15 protein-coding genes are annotated in these 16,116 nt (G+C 71.4%); 4 read left to right on the forward strand and 11 right to left on the reverse strand.

Going from position 1 to position 16,116, the window contains the following annotated elements:
• The first annotated feature begins 23 nt into the window (after window positions 1–23).
• Entirely contained in the window at window positions 24–1,607 is a 1,584-nt protein-coding gene (locus tag MJ607_RS00550; RefSeq protein ID WP_243073598.1) for a stealth conserved region 3 domain-containing protein, read from the forward strand.
• Here MJ607_RS00550 and MJ607_RS00555 read toward each other — a convergent pair.
• Entirely contained in the window at window positions 1,555–2,487 is a 933-nt protein-coding gene (locus MJ607_RS00555) for a phosphodiesterase (RefSeq protein ID WP_243073599.1), read from the reverse strand. The genes MJ607_RS00550 and MJ607_RS00555 overlap by 53 nt on opposite strands.
• A 136-nt stretch (window positions 2,488–2,623) precedes the next feature.
• Complete coding sequence (gene rsmA, locus MJ607_RS00560; protein ID WP_243073600.1) at window positions 2,624–3,463, reverse strand: 16S rRNA (adenine(1518)-N(6)/adenine(1519)-N(6))-dimethyltransferase RsmA; 840 nt, start codon at window positions 3,461–3,463, stop codon at window positions 2,624–2,626.
• Between the two features lie 126 nt (window positions 3,464–3,589).
• Here rsmA and MJ607_RS00565 point away from each other — a divergent pair, with 126 nt between their 5' ends.
• Window positions 3,590–4,894 carry an MFS transporter gene (locus MJ607_RS00565; protein WP_243073601.1) on the forward strand — a complete coding sequence of 435 codons (1,305 nt, stop codon included), beginning with the start codon at window positions 3,590–3,592 and terminating at the stop codon, window positions 4,892–4,894.
• 44 nt (window positions 4,895–4,938) lie between these two features.
• Here the strand turns inward: MJ607_RS00565 and MJ607_RS00570 are convergent, their stop codons facing one another.
• Both MJ607_RS00570 and MJ607_RS00575 read right to left on the reverse strand, forming a co-directional pair.
• The gene (locus MJ607_RS00570; RefSeq protein ID WP_243073602.1) at window positions 4,939–5,301 is read right to left on the reverse strand and encodes a YciI family protein; all 363 of its coding nucleotides are present in this window, start codon (window positions 5,299–5,301) and stop codon (window positions 4,939–4,941) included.
• On the reverse strand, window positions 5,298–6,575 hold the full coding sequence (locus tag MJ607_RS00575) for an RNA polymerase sigma factor (RefSeq protein WP_243073603.1): 1,278 nt from the start codon (window positions 6,573–6,575) through the stop codon (window positions 5,298–5,300). The genes MJ607_RS00570 and MJ607_RS00575 overlap by 4 nt, the downstream gene beginning before the upstream one ends.
• A 197-nt stretch (window positions 6,576–6,772) precedes the next feature.
• Here MJ607_RS00575 and MJ607_RS00580 point away from each other — a divergent pair, with 197 nt between their 5' ends.
• Window positions 6,773–6,931, forward strand: a complete 159-nt coding sequence (locus tag MJ607_RS00580; protein ID WP_243073604.1) for a hypothetical protein — start codon at window positions 6,773–6,775, stop codon at window positions 6,929–6,931.
• A 13-nt stretch (window positions 6,932–6,944) separates the two neighbouring features.
• Here the strand turns inward: MJ607_RS00580 and MJ607_RS00585 are convergent, their stop codons facing one another.
• The 3 genes from MJ607_RS00585 to rsmI form a co-directional block, all read right to left on the reverse strand.
• Window positions 6,945–7,865: a TatD family hydrolase gene (locus MJ607_RS00585; RefSeq protein ID WP_374238010.1), complete on the reverse strand. Its 921-nt coding sequence runs from the start codon at window positions 7,863–7,865 to the stop codon at window positions 6,945–6,947.
• A 58-nt stretch (window positions 7,866–7,923) separates the two neighbouring features.
• On the reverse strand, window positions 7,924–9,501 hold the full coding sequence (metG, locus tag MJ607_RS00590; protein ID WP_243073605.1) for a methionine--tRNA ligase: 1,578 nt from the start codon (window positions 9,499–9,501) through the stop codon (window positions 7,924–7,926).
• 107 nt (window positions 9,502–9,608) lie between these two features.
• Entirely contained in the window at window positions 9,609–10,442 is an 834-nt protein-coding gene (gene rsmI / locus MJ607_RS00595; protein WP_243073606.1) for a 16S rRNA (cytidine(1402)-2'-O)-methyltransferase, read from the reverse strand.
• Between the two features lie 24 nt (window positions 10,443–10,466).
• Here rsmI and MJ607_RS00600 point away from each other — a divergent pair, with 24 nt between their 5' ends.
• Entirely contained in the window at window positions 10,467–12,071 is a 1,605-nt protein-coding gene (locus MJ607_RS00600; protein WP_243073607.1) for a dolichyl-phosphate-mannose--protein mannosyltransferase, read from the forward strand.
• Window positions 12,072–12,162: 91 nt separating this feature from the next.
• Here the strand turns inward: MJ607_RS00600 and MJ607_RS00605 are convergent, their stop codons facing one another.
• From MJ607_RS00605 to hemQ, 4 genes are read right to left on the reverse strand one after another with little or no spacing between them, the layout of a single operon-like run.
• Window positions 12,163–13,494 (reverse strand): glutamate-1-semialdehyde 2,1-aminomutase, encoded by a 1,332-nt coding sequence (locus MJ607_RS00605; protein WP_243073608.1) that lies wholly within the window; start codon window positions 13,492–13,494, stop codon window positions 12,163–12,165.
• A complete protein-coding gene (gene hemB, locus MJ607_RS00610; RefSeq protein WP_243073609.1) occupies window positions 13,491–14,486 on the reverse strand; it encodes a porphobilinogen synthase in 996 nt (331 codons plus the stop codon). The genes MJ607_RS00605 and hemB overlap by 4 nt, the downstream gene beginning before the upstream one ends.
• A gap of 11 nt (window positions 14,487–14,497) precedes the next feature.
• Window positions 14,498–15,397, reverse strand: coding sequence for a hydroxymethylbilane synthase (hemC, locus tag MJ607_RS00615; RefSeq protein WP_243073610.1), 900 nt, complete (start codon window positions 15,395–15,397; stop codon window positions 14,498–14,500).
• Window positions 15,398–15,416: 19 nt separating this feature from the next.
• Window positions 15,417–16,115 carry a hydrogen peroxide-dependent heme synthase gene (gene hemQ, locus MJ607_RS00620; protein WP_374238011.1) on the reverse strand — a complete coding sequence of 233 codons (699 nt, stop codon included), beginning with the start codon at window positions 16,113–16,115 and terminating at the stop codon, window positions 15,417–15,419.
• Window position 16,116 lies beyond the last annotated feature (1 nt).

Genomic DNA, 16,116 nt, shown 5'->3' on the forward strand with positions numbered 1-16,116 from the left:
TTCCTGCGTTCCGAGGAGGCTCCATGCCGGCACTTTCCGCGCTGCCCGTTGCGAGCGACACCTGGTCGTCGCTCCTGCGCCGACCCGACGTCGTCATCGACCGCGGGACCCTCCACCTCCGACACGAGTCGACGACCCCCGCCGACGCCGCGCGCGACGACCTCCTCCTCGTCGCCGACGCGCTCGAGGCCGCCGGTGTCGCGACCCTCCTCGTCCGCCACGACCGCCGGACCCTCGCGCTCGTCGTCGACGTCGCGGATCGGGATGCCGCCTTCCGCGCGCTGAGCGAGGTCGGCGCCGTCGAGCCGCTGTACCTCAAGCCGCGCCGCGGCGAGCCCGTGCTCGCGGCCGAGGCCGCCTCTCCCCGCGACAAGCCGTCGTCGTGGCGCGTCTACCGACCGCGCATCAGCCGGCGCGGCGACCTGCGCTACGGCGCGTCGAGCGGTGCGCGGCTCGAGTTCTGGAGGTTCGGCGAGATCGTCGAGGCTCCGACGGCGAATGCGCTCCTGCGCGCCAACACACCCGCCGCCGACATCGCCTTCTCGACCGTCGAGCGCCACGACCGCACGTGGCGGACGGTGGACGGCATGTTCGATCCCCAGCCGGATGAGTTCACCGAGCCGGTCGACATCGTCTTCTCGTGGGTGGACGGCTCGGCGACGGAGTTCCAGCGGCAGCGCGCCGCCCAGATGGCGGGCTACGTCGTCGGCGAGGGCGATGACGGCCCCGCCCGGTACCGTCAGGTCGACGAGCTGCGCTATGCCCTGCGGAGCGTCCACATGTACGCACCGTGGGTCCGCCGCATCTTCATCGCGACGGACTCCCCCGCGCCGTCGTGGCTCGTCGAGCACCCGAAGGTCACGATCGTGCGCAGCGACGAGTTCTTCGGCGACACCTCGGTGCTCCCGACCCACAACTCCCACGCCGTCGAGGCGCAGCTGCACCGGATCGACGGACTCGCGGAGCACTTCCTCTACTCCAACGACGACATGTTCTTCGCGCGCCCCGTGGAGCCCGAGCTGTTCTTCACCCCGGCGGGCGTCACGAAGTTCGTCGAGTGCGAAGTGCGCATCGGCGCAGGCTCGACGGCTGCGGGCCGCAGCGGACACGACAACGCCCTGCGCGTCAACCGCGAGCTCCTGCGCGAGCGCTTCGACCGGCGGATCGTGCGCGACCTCGAGCACTGCGCGACGCCGCTGCGCCGCAGCATCCTGGCCGAGCTCGAGGAGGCCTTCCCCGAGGAGATCGCGCGGACCGCGGCATCCCGATTCCGCTCGGCCACCGACGTCTCTGTCACGAACTGCCTCTACCACTACTACGCGCTCATGACGGGTCGCGCGGTCGTGACGCGTCGACCGCGCGTGCGCTACGTCCAGACGACGCTCGCGAAGTCGCTGCGCGGCATGGACGAGCTCGCGGCCCGACGCGACGTCGACATGTTCTGCCTCAACGACGGCGGCGAGCACGAGATCCCGGAAGACCTCCGCGTCTCGGTTCTGCGCGCGACGCTCGAGCGGATGTTCCCCGTGCGGGCGCCGTGGGAGCGACCCGCGGTCAGCGCAGGACGGGAAGAGGCTCGGTCGGCGCATCCCTCCGCGGCGCGCTGAGCGCTGCGGCGTTCCGCGGCGGCACGATTCCGGCGGAGGCGAGCCGGCGCTGCGCCTCCGCGGCGTCGATGTGCTCGAGCGTGCGGGGCGCGTCGACGGGGACCACGGAGTGCACGACGGTCTCGTCGTAGACATGAACGAGGTTGAACGACTGCGCGCCGTCCTGCGGCCGCGTGCCGCCCGTCGGCACCGTCAGGTCCTGCGTGTAGCAGGTCGCCGAGGCGACCGAGACGGGGATGCCGGCGAACGTCGCGAACGTCGAGTAGTGCAGGTGGCCCGCGATGATGGCGCGCACGTCGGACCCCCGAAGCACCCCGGCGAGGCGGGACTGGTCGCGCAGCTCGACGCTCGCCGCGAGCGGCAGGACGCTCGGGACGGGCGGGTGGTGCATCGCGAGGATCGTGCCGAGCGGCGCAGGGGTCGCGAGCACGTCGCGCAGCCACGCGAGCTGCCTGTCGCGCAACTCGCCGTGGTGCTCGCCCGGCACCGTCGAATCGAGCGTCACGATCCGCAGTCCGTCGAGCTCGTCGACGCGATCGACCGGCGCCACCCCCTCCTCGCCCAGGAGGTGCGTGCGGAATGCCGCACGGTCGTCGTGGTTGCCCATGACCCACAGGACCGGCGCCCCGAGGCGCGCCGCGAACGGCTCGACGAGATCGCGGATCGCGATGTACGCGTCGTGCTCGCCCCAGTCGGCGAGGTCGCCGGTGAAGACCAGGGCATGGGGACGGATGCCGGACCCCTCGATCGACCGCAGCGCGCGGGCCAGCCGCTCCTCCGCGTCGATGCGGTGGAACAGATGCGAGCCGGCGGCACGCAGATGCGTGTCGCTGAGGTGAAGCAGGATCCGCTCGGGCTCCGGGTATTCCGCAGTCCGCATCGTCATCGTCCCCCTGGGTGCGGGGCACGGGCCCCGCGGGCGCGCTCGAACGCCGCCGCAATGTTACAGGCATGTTTCGGGGTGCACCCTGAGACACAGCGTGAACATCCGGCCAACTCTCGCCGGCCGGAGCGGATCAGACCTGCGCGATGCGCTGGAAGTCGTCGATCGACAGCTCCTCGCCGCGCGCCGTCGGCGGGACGCCGGCGCTCTCCAGGACGGCGGATGCCGTCCCCGACGAGCCGCCGAACACCGCGGACAGCGCCTGCCTGAGCATCTTGCGACGCTGCTGGAAGGCGGCATCCACGATCCGGAACGTCTGCCGGCGCTCGTCCTCGGTGCCGCGCGGCGCGGCGTCGCGTTCGAACGCGACCAGGACGCTGTCGACGTTGGGGACGGGCCAGAACACCTGCCGCGACACGGTGCCCGCGAGCCGCCACGCGCCGTACCACGCGGCCTTCGCACTCGGCGCGCCGTACACCTTCGATCCGGGGGGAGCCGCGAGCCGCTCCCCGACCTCGGCCTGCACCATCACGACGCCGCGCTGCAGGTGCGGGAAGGTCTCGAGGAAGTGCAGCAGCACGGGCACGCTCACGTTGTACGGCAGGTTCGCGACCAGGACCGTGGGGTCGCCCGGCAGCTCGGTCACGCGCAGGGCGTCCGCGTCCACGACAGTCAGCGCGTCGCCTGGGACACCGTGCGCCGCCGCCGTCGCGGGGAGGCGCTCGGCGAGGCGGTGGTCGATCTCGACGGCCGTGACGGATGCCCCGGTCTCGAGGATCGCGAGCGTGAGCGAGCCGAGTCCCGGACCCACCTCGACGACGCGGTCGCCGGGCTGGACGCGCGCGACCTGCACGATCTTGCGGACGGTGTTCGCGTCGACGACGAAGTTCTGCCCGAGCTTCTTGGTCGGCGTGACATCGAGCTCGGCCGCGAGGGCGCGGATCTCGGAGGCACCGAGGAGGCTGACGGGCATGCGATCCACAGTAGCCGTGCCGCGCCTCCCCGCCGTGTTCGACGGGACCCGCGCCCTTCCGGGGACGCCCGGGCCCGGTCCGGGTGGCGCCGCGTGCGTGTCGCACCCCGCTCGTAGGATGGCGGGATGGCCACGCTCGGCGAGCTCGTCTCACCCCGCCGCCTCGGACGCGACTTCCCGTGGCTCATGGCCGCGTCATGGTCGAGCAATCTGGGCGACGGGATCGCGCTCTCGGCGGCGCCGCTGCTCATCGCATCGCTGACGTCGTCGCCCGTGCTCGTCGCGGCGGGCGCGATGATGCAGTTCCTGCCGTGGCTGCTGTTCGGGCTGCTCGCGGGCTCCGTCGCCGATCATCAGGACCGCCGACGTCTCGTGATGATCGCGAACGGCGTGCGGGCCGTCATCGTGCTCGGCCTCGTGGTCTTCCTCGTGACGGGCAACGCGACGGTGTGGGTCGTGCTCGCAACGGCGTTCCTCTACGGAACTGCCGAGGTCTTCGCGGATTCGGCGGGCAGCACGCTCCTCCCGATGCTCGTGCGGCCCGCCGACCTCGGGATCGGCAATGCCCGGCTGCAGGCGGGCTACCTCGTCGCGAATCAGCTCCTCGGCCCGCCGCTCGGCGCGTTCCTCTTCGCCGTAGGGTCCTTCCTGCCGTTCCTGCTGCAGGTCCTGTGCGTCTCGCTCGCGATCGTCCTCATCTCGCGCATCGCCCGCACGCCCGTGCCGCCGCGCGACGCGCCGCCGGACGGCGCGAAGCCGCATCCCATCCGCGACGGCCTGCTGTGGCTGCGGCACAACGCACCCGTGCGGACGCTCGTGCTCATCATCCTCGTGTTCAACATCACGTGGGCGGCACCGTGGGGCGTCCTCGTCCTGTATGCGACCGAGCACCTCGGGATCGGCGTCGTCGGCTACGGCGCGCTCACGACGGCGTCGGCACTCGGCGGCCTGATCGCCGTCGGATGCTTCGGATGGCTCGAGCGCCACGTGTCGTTCGCGACACTCATGCGCGTATGCCTCACGCTGGAGGTGTTCATGCACCTCACGTTCGCCCTCACGACGTCGGCCGTGATCGCCTTCGTGGTCATGTTCGTCTTCGGCCTCTATGCGTTCGTGTGGGGCACGATTTCGACGACGGTGCGCCAGCGCCTCGTGCCCCTCGAGCTGCAGGGCCGGATCGCATCGGTCAACATGGTCGGGGTGTTCGGCGGGATCGTCATCGGGCAGCTCATCGGCGGCCTGCTCGCGCAGACGTGGGGACTCACGGCGCCCTGGTGGTTCGCGTTCGCCGGCTCGGCGATCACGCTCCTGCTCGTCTGGCGGCCCATCTCGCACATCGCGGCGGCTCCCCCCGTCCTCGGCGGGGAGGAGGCGGAGCGCCTCGCCGATGAGGGGGAACCGGGCGCCGGTGGGATGCCTCTCGCCGACTGAGCGGCATCCGCCCCGGAATCCCCCCGCTCACCGGAGCGCGAGCGTCAGTCACCCGCCTCCCACGGCAGGCTCACTGTGGGGAGTATCAGGATGCGCCCCAGCACGGCCGTCGGGTGCTTCGCCATGTACGCCGCGGCATCGTCGATCGACTCGGCCTCGAGCAGGTCGTAGCCCGCGAACCACTCCTTGAACTCGGGAAAGGGACCGTCGGTCACGATGGCCCGGCCGTCGCGGACGACGACCGACTTCGCCCGATCGCGGCCCGCGACGGGGGCTCCGAGGCTCAGCGTGCCGGCGTCGGAGCCTTCCTGAGCCCAGGACTCCAGCATCCGCCGGTCTTCGTCCTGCGGAAGCGTCGCTCCCGTCGCATCGGTCAGATGGATGACGAGATACTGCTGCGTTGTCATGACTGTTCTCCATTCGTGGATGCCGCGAGCTGAGTGCGGCGGCGGGTGAGGTGGGCCACCTCTGCGGTGTTCGCCGCGAGTGCGATCGCCTGGTCGAACGCGGCGCGGGCGTCGTCGGATCGGCCGACGCGGTGCAGGAGCTCGCCCCGGGTCGCGTGGAACGCGTGGTGGCGATCGAGCGCGCAGGCGAGCTGATCCACCATGACCAGCGCCGTCTCCGGCGAGCCGGACTCCGAGACGGCGATCGATTTGTTGAGGGTCACGATCGGACTGGGGTCGACGCGCTCGAGTGCGCCGTACAGCGCCACGATGCGCGACCAGTCCGTGTCGCGCGCATCTGCAGTCGACACGTGCACGGCGTTGACCGCTGACAGCAGCTCATACCGGCCTGCACCGGCGCCGCCGCGTGCGACGGCGGCGAGGCGCTCACTTACCAGGGCGAGTCCCTCCTCGATGAGGGCACGGTCCCACGCGGTGCGATCCTGCTCCTCGAGGCGCACGAGCTCCCCGTCGGGTGAGAAGCGTGCGGGCGCGCGGGCCTCGGTCATGAGCATGAGGGCCAGCAGACCCGTCGCCTCGGCGCGCTCAGGCGAACCCGCCGACAGCAGGTCCCGCACGAGCCGCGTGAGCCGGATCGCCTCACCCGTGAGGTCGGGGCGGAGCGGATCCGATTCACTGCCCGAGGAGAGGTACCCCTCGTTGAAGATCAGGTACAGCACCGCGAGCACACCCGCGGCACGGTCCGCGAGATCATCTTCCTCGGGAACCCGGAACGGCACGCGCTCGGACTTGATCCTGCCTTTCGCGCGAGTCAGCCGCTGCGCCATCGTCGTCTCCGGCACCAGGAACGCCTTGGCGATCTCGGCGACAGTCAGGCCGCCGACGATGCGCAGGGTGAGCGCCACCCGCGCCTCCATGCTCAGCACCGGATGGCAGCACACGAACACGAGGCGCAGGCGGTCGTCCTCGACGACGCCGACGTCTGCGGGGACCGAATCATCCGCGAGCATGAGCGCCTCCTGATGCAGCTCGCTCCCGCGCGCTTCGCGCCGGAGCCGGTCGATCGCCTTCCGGTGCGCCGTCGTCGTGATCCACGCACCCGGATTCGGGGGCACACCCTCGGCAGGCCACCGCTCGACGGCGATCGCGAACGCCTCGGCGGCGACGTCCTCGGCGAGGCCCAGATCGTGGAACCGACGCGCCAGGCCCGCGACGACTCGCGCCCACTCCTCACGATGTGCACGCGCGATCGCGGCGGCGACATCAGAGGTCATGTCGGGCTCCTTCGCTTTCGGTTCGCCGATGACGGCTCTCATCAGGTCGACGAACGGGATCCCCTCGATTCGACATCTCAGCGGAGAAACAGATCAAGAGCCTGTCTTCCGATGCGTCGTGTCGAAGTCTGCGCGGACCGTTCGTAGCTCCTGTGAGGGGCGGATGCCCTTCGAGAGAGGACACCATGAACAATCGCATGAGTGACGACGACAGGCTCGAGTACGCGGGCCGGATCCACGAGGCTCGGGCACTCCTGCGTCGCGAGCGCAGGGCGCGACGCGGCCGCTTCTGGAACCACGTGAGCGAGGCGCTGCTGTCGATCCCCGCAGGCATCGCGGTGCGCCTCGGGGGCTGAGCCCGGGGCTCGCTCAGTCGGCGAACGAGCCGTAGACCGCGAGCGTGTTCGCGGCCAGCTGCACGCACAGCTCGTCGACCTCGACGCCGAGCTCGTCCGCCATGAAGCGGACGGTCACGGGGATGAGGTACGGCGCGTTGGGGCGCCCGCGATGCGGGGTCGGCGTGAGGAACGGGGCATCCGTCTCCACCAGGATCCGGTCGCGGGGAATCACCGCGAGGGCGTCGCGCAGGTTCTGCGCGTTCTTGAACGTGATGTTGCCCGCGAAGCTCAGGTAGTACCCGCGCTCCCCCGCGATGCGCGCCATGTCGGCGTCGCCCGAGAAGCAGTGGAAGACCGTGCGCTCGGGGGCGCCGACGCGCTCGAGGGTCTCGAGCACAGCGTCGTGCGCGTCGCGGTCGTGGATCTGCATCGCGATGCCGTGCCTCTTCGCGAGTGCGATGTGCGCCTCGAAGCTCTCGAACTGAGCAGGCAGGCCGTCCTCGTCGGTGCGGAAGAAGTCGAGCCCCGTCTCGCCGATCGCGCGCACGCGCGGCTGCGCCGCGAGCTCGTCGATGACCGCGATCGCCTCGGCGAGCCGGCCCGCGGCGGCGTAGGCGGGCGCTTCGTTGGGGTGGATCGCGACGGCGGCGAGGACGCGGGGATGGGATGCCGCCGCCCACGCCGACCAGCGGCTCGACTCGATGTCTCCGCCGGCCTGCACGACGCCGATGACGCCGACCGCGCCCGCGCGCTCGAGCTGCTCGTCGAGCGACAGCCCGACGCCGTCCTCGATCTCGAGGTGGGCGTGGTTGTCGTAGACGGGCACCGCGAGCGGCTCGGGCGCGACGGGGTACGAGACGTCGCGCGAGCCCTTCTCGCGCGTGCGGACGTAGTTGCTCGGGTCGGTCGTCATCATGCCGAACTTCGGATCGTTCCACGACAATCGGAGCATTCCGCGCGGAGTGTCCGAATGTCGCGCGCTCGTCCGAACTTCGTGACCGGGGAAAGGCTCATACGGTCTGCTCGACGCGCGGGAAGAGCGGGGCGAGGGCGCTCACCGACGAACCGGCCGGAAGGATGCCCCAGCCGCCCGCGTCGCGGATCGGCTGGTCCTGCAGGCGTCCGAGCGTCTCGGGCGCGCCGAGCGCGACCCACAGCTTCTCGGTAGAGACAGGCATGACGGGCGACAGCAGCACCGCGAGGGCGCGCAGGCCCTCGGCGCACGTGTAGAGCACCGTGCCGAGGCGCTCGCGCTGCGTCTCGTCCTTCGCGAGCGCCCACGGCTCGTTCTCGGTGATGTAGCCGTTGAGCGCCTCGACGATGGCCCAGATGTGGTCGATCGCCTCGTCGATGCGGAACCGCTCGATCGCGGAATCGGCCATCGTCGCGGCATCCCGGACGACCTTCTGGATGCCCAGATCGGCCTCGGAGTAGGCGCCGGCGGGCGGGACGACGCCCTCGAAGTAGCGGTCGACCATGGCGGTCGTCCGCGATGCGAGGTTGCCGAAGCCGTTGGCGAGCTCGGACTGGTAGCGGGCCGAGAGGTCCTCCCAGGAGAACGAGCCGTCCTGTCCGAACGCGATGGCCGAGAGGAAGTAGAACCGGTACGCGTCCGAGCCGAAGACTTCGGTGATCTCGGTCGGCGCGATGCCCGTGAGCTTCGACTTCGACATCTTCTCGCCGCCCACGAGCAGCCAGCCGTGAGCGAAGACTCCGCGTGGCACCTCGACGCCCGCCGCCATGAGCATGGCGGGCCAGATGACGGCGTGGAAGCGCAGGATGTCCTTGCCGACGACGTGGTAGGCGGGCCAGCGGCGCGCGAACTCCGCGGGGTCGCTGCTGTACCCGACGGCCGTGGCGTAGTTGAGCAGCGCGTCGACCCACACGTAGATGACGTGCGACTCGTCCCACGGCACCGTGATGCCCCAGTCGAACGTCGACCGCGAGATCGAGAGGTCCTTGAGGCCGTTCTTGACGAACGAGACGACCTCGTTGCGCGCCGACTCGGGGCGGATGAAGTCCGGCACCGTCGAGTAGAGCTCGAGCAGCTTGTCCTGGAACTCGCTGAGCTTGAAGAAGTAGTTCTTCTCCTGCAGCAGCTCGAGGGGCTTCGAGTGGATGGCGCAGACCTTGAGACCCTCGAACGGGCCCTCGCCGTCGACGATCTCGGACTCGGTCTTGAACTCCTCGCAGCCGACGCAGTACAGCGCCTCGAACTCGCCCGCGTAGATGTAGCCGCGGTCGTAGATCGCCTGCACGAACTGCTTGACGCGCTCCTCATGGCGCGGCTGCGTCGTGCGGATGAAGTCGTCGTTGGCGACGTCGAGCGTGTTCAGCAGCGGGAACCACTCCTGCGACACGAGCTTGTCGACCCACTCCTGCGGGGTCGAGCCGTTGGCCGAGGCGGCACGCATCATCTTCTGACCGTGCTCGTCGGTGCCGGTCAGCATCCAGGTGTCGTCCCCGGCCTGGCGGTGCCACCGCGCGAGGGTGTCGACCGCCACGGTCGTGTAGCCGTGGCCGATGTGGGGCACGTCGCTCGGATAGTAGATCGGCGTCGTGATGTAGAAGGATCGGCCGGAAGTCACCGGAAGAGTCTATTTGGCCCGGATGCCGCCTTCCGCCGCTGTGACGTGAGCCCCCCGTGCGCGCCCGTCTGCGGGCTGCTCCGTAACACGCGGCGCTTCGCGCCTGATCAGGAACCGCTGCGGCTCGCTCGCTCCGCGAGCGTTGCCTGATAGAGCTCACGCGAGGAGTGGCCGGTCTGGCCAGCGACTTCGGCCGCGGCATCCTTCAATCTCGTGCCCTGCGCGACGAGCGCACCGACCTGAGCGACGGCGTCGGGGAAGGCGACCTCGGCGCGCTCGGCGCCCGCGACCACGACGACGAGCTCGCCGCGGACGCCGTCGCCCGCCCACTCGACGAGCTCGGCGAGGCTCCCCCGCGCGACCTCTTCGTGCAGCTTCGTCAGCTCGCGGCAGACCGCCGCACGGCGGTCGGCGCCGAAGACGGCCGCCATGTCGGCGAGGGATGCCGCGACCCGCGCCGGCGAGTCGAAGAACACCATCGTCCGCGGCTCGCGGGCGAGCGCCGTGAAGACCGCGCGGCGCTCCCCCGATTTGCGCGGGAGGAATCCCTCGAACGAGAAGCGGTCGGTCGGGAGCCCCGACACCGCGAGAGCCGTGACGACGGCGCTCGGACCGGGGATCGCGGTCACGACGACCCCCGCTTCGGCCGCCGCGGCGACGACACCGTAGCCGGGGTCGCTCACGGTGGGCATGCCGGCATCGCTCAGGAGCAGGACATCACCGTCGCGCGCGAGCTCGACGAGCTCGCCCGCGCGCTGCTTCTCGTTGTGGTCGTGGAGGGCGATCAGGCGCGGCCGATTGGCGATGCCGAGCGCGGCGAGCAGCCGCTGCGTCGTGCGGGTGTCCTCTGCGGCGATGACCTTGGCCGTCTCGAGCGCTTCGACGAGACGGCGGGAGGCGTCGCCGAGGTTTCCGATCGGGGTCGCCGCGAGGATGATCACGGCGCCCAGCATAGGCTGGACGCCGTGACCGCCACCTCCGAGCCGCTCCTGCCGCAGCCGCTCGTCGCCGAGGTCCGGCCGACGTTCTACGAGCGCTGGCGGTCCCGTCTCGACACGGATCCGCGGGTCTATCGCGTGTGGAGCGTGCTGGCTCCCGTGCTCGTGACGCTGCTCGCCGGCATCCTCCGCTTCTGGAATCTCGCGCATCCGCACGCGATCGTCTTCGACGAGACGTACTACGTCAAGGATGCGTGGAGCCAGTGGCATCTCGGCTTCCCGTCGGAGTGGCCTGACGGCGCCGACGCGCGCTTCCTCGCTGGCGAGACCGACATCTTCACGGGCGACCCGAGCTACGTCGTGCATCCGCCGCTCGGCAAGTGGATCATCGGGGCGGGCATGGCCCTCTTCGGCGCCGACTCGACGTTCGGCTGGCGGTTCGCCGTCGCGCTCTTCGGTACAGCGACGGTGCTGGTGCTGTACTACGTGGCCCGCGCGCTCGGCGGCTCGATCGTCTTCGCCGCGATCACGGCGCTCTTCCTCGCCGTGGACGGCCTCGGCATCGTGCTGAGCCGCGTCGCGATCCTCGACGGCATCCTGACGTTCTTCGTCGTGCTGGGCTTCCTCTTCGTGCTGCTCGACCGGCGCAGACATCGCGAGCGGCTCGAGGCGGCGATCGAGTCGCGGAGGATCGACGGCATCGCGCCGCCGTGGGCTCCCGTGTTCTGGAACCGCCCGTGGATCCTCGCGGCGGGAGCGGCCCTGGGCGCCGCGACGGCCGTCAAGTGGTCGGGGCTGTACGTCATCGCGGCGGTCGGCGTGTACCTCGTGGTCGACGACGCCCTCCTGCGGCGCACGGCGGGCATCGGATACTGGCCGACGGATGCCGCCTTCCGCCAGGGCCTCGCGACGTTCGTGCTGTTCGTGCCCGTCTCGTTCGTCGTGTACCTCGCGTCGTGGACGGGCTGGCTCGTGACGGACGGAGGCTACGACCGGCACAAGGCCGACGCGTCTCCCGCGAGCGGGCTGTTCGCGTGGGTGCCGCTCACCCTGCAGAGCCTGTGGCTGTACCACCAGGCGATCTACGCCTCCAACCTCAACCTCGCGTCACCGCACAGCTACGCGAGCCCCGCGTGGCAGTGGCCGCTGCTCCTGCGGCCGACGTCGATGTACTACCTCGGTTCGGCGACGGGCGAGAACGGATGCCTCGCGGGCGGCAACGGCTGCGCCGAGGGCATCACGAGCATCCCGAACCCGCTGCTGTGGTGGGCGGCGATCATCGCGGTCGTCTACCTGGTGTGGCGGTGCATCGCCAAGCGCGTTGCGACCGACTGGCTCATCCTGACGGGCATCGTGGCGACCTACGCCCCATGGCTGCTGTACCCGAACCGGACGATCTTCCAGTTCTATACGATCGTCATCCTGCCGTTCATGCTGATCGCCCTCACGATCCTGCTGAGAGATCTCGCGCAGCTGCGGACGCAGCGCGGCTTCCCCCTCGGCCGCTGGGCCACGGGGATCTTCATCGTCGCTGTGCTCGCCGTCTCAGCGTGGTACTTCCCGGTGTGGACGGGCATCCCTGTGTCGTACGAGTTCTGGTTCTGGCACTTCAACCGGGACGGCTGGATCTAGCCGCGCGACGCGAGCTGCCAGAGAATCTCGCGACTCGAGGCCGAGCTGCGCGAGTTCTGCCGAGTCGGCGGTGACGCGAAGCCGGCCCGGGTCAGGCGGGCGGTGTGGCAGCCGCCGCCGCGCGCGCCGCGACCGGCAGCGCCGCGAGGATGCGGTCGAGCGCGGCGTCGTCGTGCGCGGCAGTGAGGAACCACGCCTCGAAGACGCTCGGAGGCAGCGAGACGCCCGCGTCGAGCATCGCGTGGAAGAACGCGGGGTAGCGCCAGGCTTCCTGGTCGCGCGCATCCGCGTAGTCGCGCACGGCGCCCTCGCGGAAGGCGACCGAGAACAGGCTCCCCGCGTGCGAGACGACGTGCGCGACGCCCGCGCCGGTCAGGGCGGCGTCGAGCGCGTTCGAGACGACGGATGCCGCGGCATCCACTCGCTCGTACACACCGGCGTCGGCGAGCCGCAGCGTCGCGAGGCCTGCTGCGACGGCGAGCGGATTGCCGCTGAGCGTGCCGGCCTGGTACACGGGGCCGAGCGGGGCGAGCAGGTCGAGCAGGTCGGCGCGACCGCCGATCGCGGCGAGCGGCATGCCTCCGCCGATGACCTTGCCGAACGTCACGAGGTCGGGCACCCAGGTCTCGCCCTCGGCCCGCTCGAGCCCCCACCAGCCGGCGGAGCCGACGCGGAAGCCCGTGAGCACCTCGTCGAGGATGAGCAGCGCGCCGTGCGCGTGCGCCGTCTCGCTCAGGAAGCGGTTGAAGCCCGCCTCGGGCGCCAGGATGCCGGCGTTGGCGCCGGCGGCCTCGGTGATGATCGCCGCGATGCGGCCGGGGTGCGCCTCGAACGCCGCGAGGACCGCCTCGCGATCGTTGTACGGCAGCACGAGGGTCAGCCCCGCGATGTCGGCGGGGACGCCCGCCGAGCCCGGCAGGCCGAGCGTCGCGACGCCCGACCCCGACTCGGCGAGGAGGCCGTCGGAGTGCCCGTGGTAGTGGCCGGCGAACTTCACGATGACGTCGCGGGATGTCGCGCCGCGCGCGATGCGGATCGCGGTCATCGTCGACTCGGTGCCCGTCGAGACGAGGCGGAGCTTCTCGATTCCGGGCGTCCCATCGACGCGGAGCCGGTCGATGACGAGTTCCGCGAGGTCGGTCTCGCCGGGGGTCGACGCTCCGAACGACAGACCTCGGGATGCCGCCTCCTGCACCGCCGCGACGACCTCCGGATGCGCGTGGCCGAGCAGCGCCGGTCCCCACGACGCGACGAGGTCGACGTACTCGCGGCCCGTGACGTCGGTGACGAGCCCGCCCTTGGCGGACACGATCGAGAGGGGCGTCCCACCGACCGACCCGAAGGCTCGGACCGGCGAATTGACGCCGCCGGGGATGACGGTGCGGGCGCGGGCTGCGGCATCCGCGTTCGTGATCGTGCTCATGCGTGGGTCCATCTCTCGGCGGCCTCGATGGCCCAGTACGTCAGGACGGCGTCGGCGCCCGCGCGCACGATGCTCGTGAGGGTCTCGTCGATCGCGCGCTCGCGGTCGATCCAGCCCTGAGCCGCGGCGGCCTCGACCATCGAGTACTCGCCGCTCACCTGATACGCCCACACGGGCACGGGCGAGACGGCAGCCGCGTCGGCGAGTACGTCGAGGTACGACATCGCGGGCTTGACCATGACGACGTCGGCGCTCTCCGCGACATCCAGTGCGATCTCGCGCGCGCCCTCGCGCCGATTGGCGGGGTCGAGCTGATACGTGCGGCGGTCGCCCTCGAGCGAGGACTGCACGGCCTCCCGGAAGGGGCCGTAGAACGCCGAGGCGTACTTCGCGGCGTAGCCGAGCAGCGCCACGTCCGACCGGCCTGCGCCGTCGAGGGCCGCACGCACGGCGGCGACCTGGCCGTCCATCATGCCGGAGAGGCCGAGCAGCGCCGATCCGGACTGCGCCTGCGCGAGGGCCATCTCGCGGTAGCGCTCGAGGGTCGCATCGTTGTCGACGCGCCCGCGGGCGTCGAGCACCCCGCAGTGGCCGTGGTCGGTGAACTCGTCGAGGCACAGGTCGGTCTGCACGACGAGCGCGTCGCCGACCTCGGCGGCGGCGATGCGGGTCGCGACGTTGAGGATGCCGGCGGGGTCGGTCGCCCCCGAGCCGATCGCGTCCTTGTGCTCGGGCACGCCGAACAGCATGACGCCGCCGATCCCGGCGGCCGCGGCGAGGGCGAGCTCGACGCGCAGCGAGTCGGCCGTGTGCTGCACGACGCCCGGCATCGACGAGATGGGCCGGGGCTCGGAAGCGCCCTCGGCGATGAACAGCGGGAGCACGAGCTGCGCGGGGTTCACGCGCGTCTCGGCGGCGAGGCGTCGCCAGGCGGGCGTCGAGCGCAGGCGCCGGGGCCGGGCTGCCGGGAAGGCTGCGTCGGAGAGGGACATGGATGCTCCGGTCAGTCGTGGAGGGGCGCGAGGCGGGCAGCGCCGAGGGCGAGCAGCTCGTCCGCGACGCGCGCGGCGAGCTCGGCGGGCGCGTCGTCGTCGGGGAACGCGGCGTGCGCGCTCGTGACGTACTCGCCGCCGTCGGGACGGTACACGCGGGCCGTGAGGAAGAGCAGGCCGTCCTCGAGGAACGCGTGCGCGCCGATGGGCGCTGCGCACCCCGCCTCGAGGCGCGCGAGCACGCCGCGCTCGGCCTCGGCGGCCTGGCGCGTCGGACGGTGGTCGAGTCGTGCCGCGTGACGCTCGTCGCCCGCACGGGTCTCCACCGCGAGGGCGCCCTGCGCGGGCGCGGTCGGCCACGACTCGAGTGGGAGCAGCTGCGACACGGCGTCGAGGCGGCCGATGCGCCCGAGCCCCGCCGCGGCGAGCAGGACGGCGTCGAGCGCGCGCTCGGGGTCGTCCGTCGTGAGGCGCTCGAGGCGCGAGTCGATGTTGCCGCGGATGTCGATGAGCTCGAGGTCGGGCCGGCGCGCAGCGAGCTGCGCGCGACGGCGCGGGGAGCCCGTGCCGACGCGCGCGCCGGCGGCCAGCGCATCGAGCTCGACCCCGTCGCGCGTGCACAGGGCGTCGCGCGCGTCGGCGCGCTTCGGGACGGCGGCGATCGACAGTCCCTCGGCGGGAGTCGTCGGAAGATCCTTGAACGAGTGCACGACGGCGTCGACCTCGCCCGCGAGGAGCGCTTCGCGCAGAGCTGTCGCGAAGACGCCGGTTCCGCCGAGCGAGGCGAGGGACTCCGCCGAGCGGTCGCCCTCCGAGACGATCAGGACGAGCTCGCCGCCGAGCGCCTCGGCGACTGTGCCGGCCTGGGCGCGGGCGAGGGTGCTCGCACGAGTGCCGATGCGGAGAGTCATGAGCGCGGCATCCCGATCGTCATGAGAGCACCTCGCCGAGTTCGGATGCCTCGATGAGCCGGCCCGTGAAGAACGGCACCTCTTCGCGTACGTGACGGCGCGCCTCGGTCGCACGCAGGTGGCGCATGAGGTCGACGAGCTCGATCGGGTCGTCCGCCTCGAGCGCGAGGATCCACTCGTAGTCGCCCAGCGCGAAGCTCGCGACGGTGTTGCTCTGCACCTGCGGGTACTCGCGCCCCTTGAGGCCGTGGTCGGAGAGCATCGCCCCGCGCTCGGCCGCCGGCAGGATGTACCACTCGTACGACCGGACGAACGGGTAGACCGTGACCCACTGCTTCGGCGAGAGGCCCCGCGCGAAGGCGGGCGCGTGGTCGCGGCTGAACTCCGCGTCACGGTGGACGCCCAGCGCGTTCCACGTCGGCAGCAGCGTGCTGAGCTCGCGCGTACGGCGCAGCGCGCGCAGAGCGGACTGCAGGCCTTCGGCCGAGTCGCCCGTGAGCCACACGAGCACGTCGGCGTCGGCACGGAGGCCAGAGACGTCGTAGAACCCGCGCACGGTCCCGCCGAGCTGGGCGACGACGTCGTTCGCCGCGGGCGCGCCGTCGGCGGCGCCTGCGGGATGCGGGTCGCGACGGAACACCGCCCAGAGCGTGTAGTGCGTCGGCGCATCGGCGCTTCGGATCGTGTCGGTCGTGTGCGCGTCGTTCCGGTCGGTCACT

The sequence above is a fragment of the Microbacterium sp. SS28 genome (assembly GCF_022761035.1).
Lineage (GTDB): Bacteria > Actinomycetota > Actinomycetes > Actinomycetales > Microbacteriaceae > Microbacterium.

Excerpts from the sequence above, each read along its gene's own strand:
- hemC (WP_243073610.1), bottom strand. The coding sequence starts at position 15,397 with ATGACTCTCCGCATCGGCACTCGTGCGAGCACCCTCGCCCGCGCCCAG.
- hemB (WP_243073609.1), bottom strand. The coding sequence starts at position 14,486 with ATGTCCCTCTCCGACGCAGCCTTCCCGGCAGCCCGGCCCCGGCGCCTG.
- MJ607_RS00550 (WP_243073598.1), top strand. The coding sequence starts at position 24 with ATGCCGGCACTTTCCGCGCTGCCCGTTGCGAGCGACACCTGGTCGTCG.
- MJ607_RS00605 (WP_243073608.1), bottom strand. The coding sequence starts at position 13,494 with ATGAGCACGATCACGAACGCGGATGCCGCAGCCCGCGCCCGCACCGTC.
- MJ607_RS00580 (WP_243073604.1), top strand. The coding sequence starts at position 6,773 with ATGAGTGACGACGACAGGCTCGAGTACGCGGGCCGGATCCACGAGGCT.
- MJ607_RS00575 (WP_243073603.1), bottom strand. The coding sequence starts at position 6,575 with ATGACCTCTGATGTCGCCGCCGCGATCGCGCGTGCACATCGTGAGGAG.
- MJ607_RS00555 (WP_243073599.1), bottom strand. The coding sequence starts at position 2,487 with ATGCGGACTGCGGAATACCCGGAGCCCGAGCGGATCCTGCTTCACCTC.
- MJ607_RS00565 (WP_243073601.1), top strand. The coding sequence starts at position 3,590 with ATGGCCACGCTCGGCGAGCTCGTCTCACCCCGCCGCCTCGGACGCGAC.
- rsmA (WP_243073600.1), bottom strand. The coding sequence starts at position 3,463 with ATGCCCGTCAGCCTCCTCGGTGCCTCCGAGATCCGCGCCCTCGCGGCC.
- MJ607_RS00585 (WP_374238010.1), bottom strand. The coding sequence starts at position 7,865 with ATGCTCCGATTGTCGTGGAACGATCCGAAGTTCGGCATGATGACGACC.
- MJ607_RS00570 (WP_243073602.1), bottom strand. The coding sequence starts at position 5,301 with ATGACAACGCAGCAGTATCTCGTCATCCATCTGACCGATGCGACGGGA.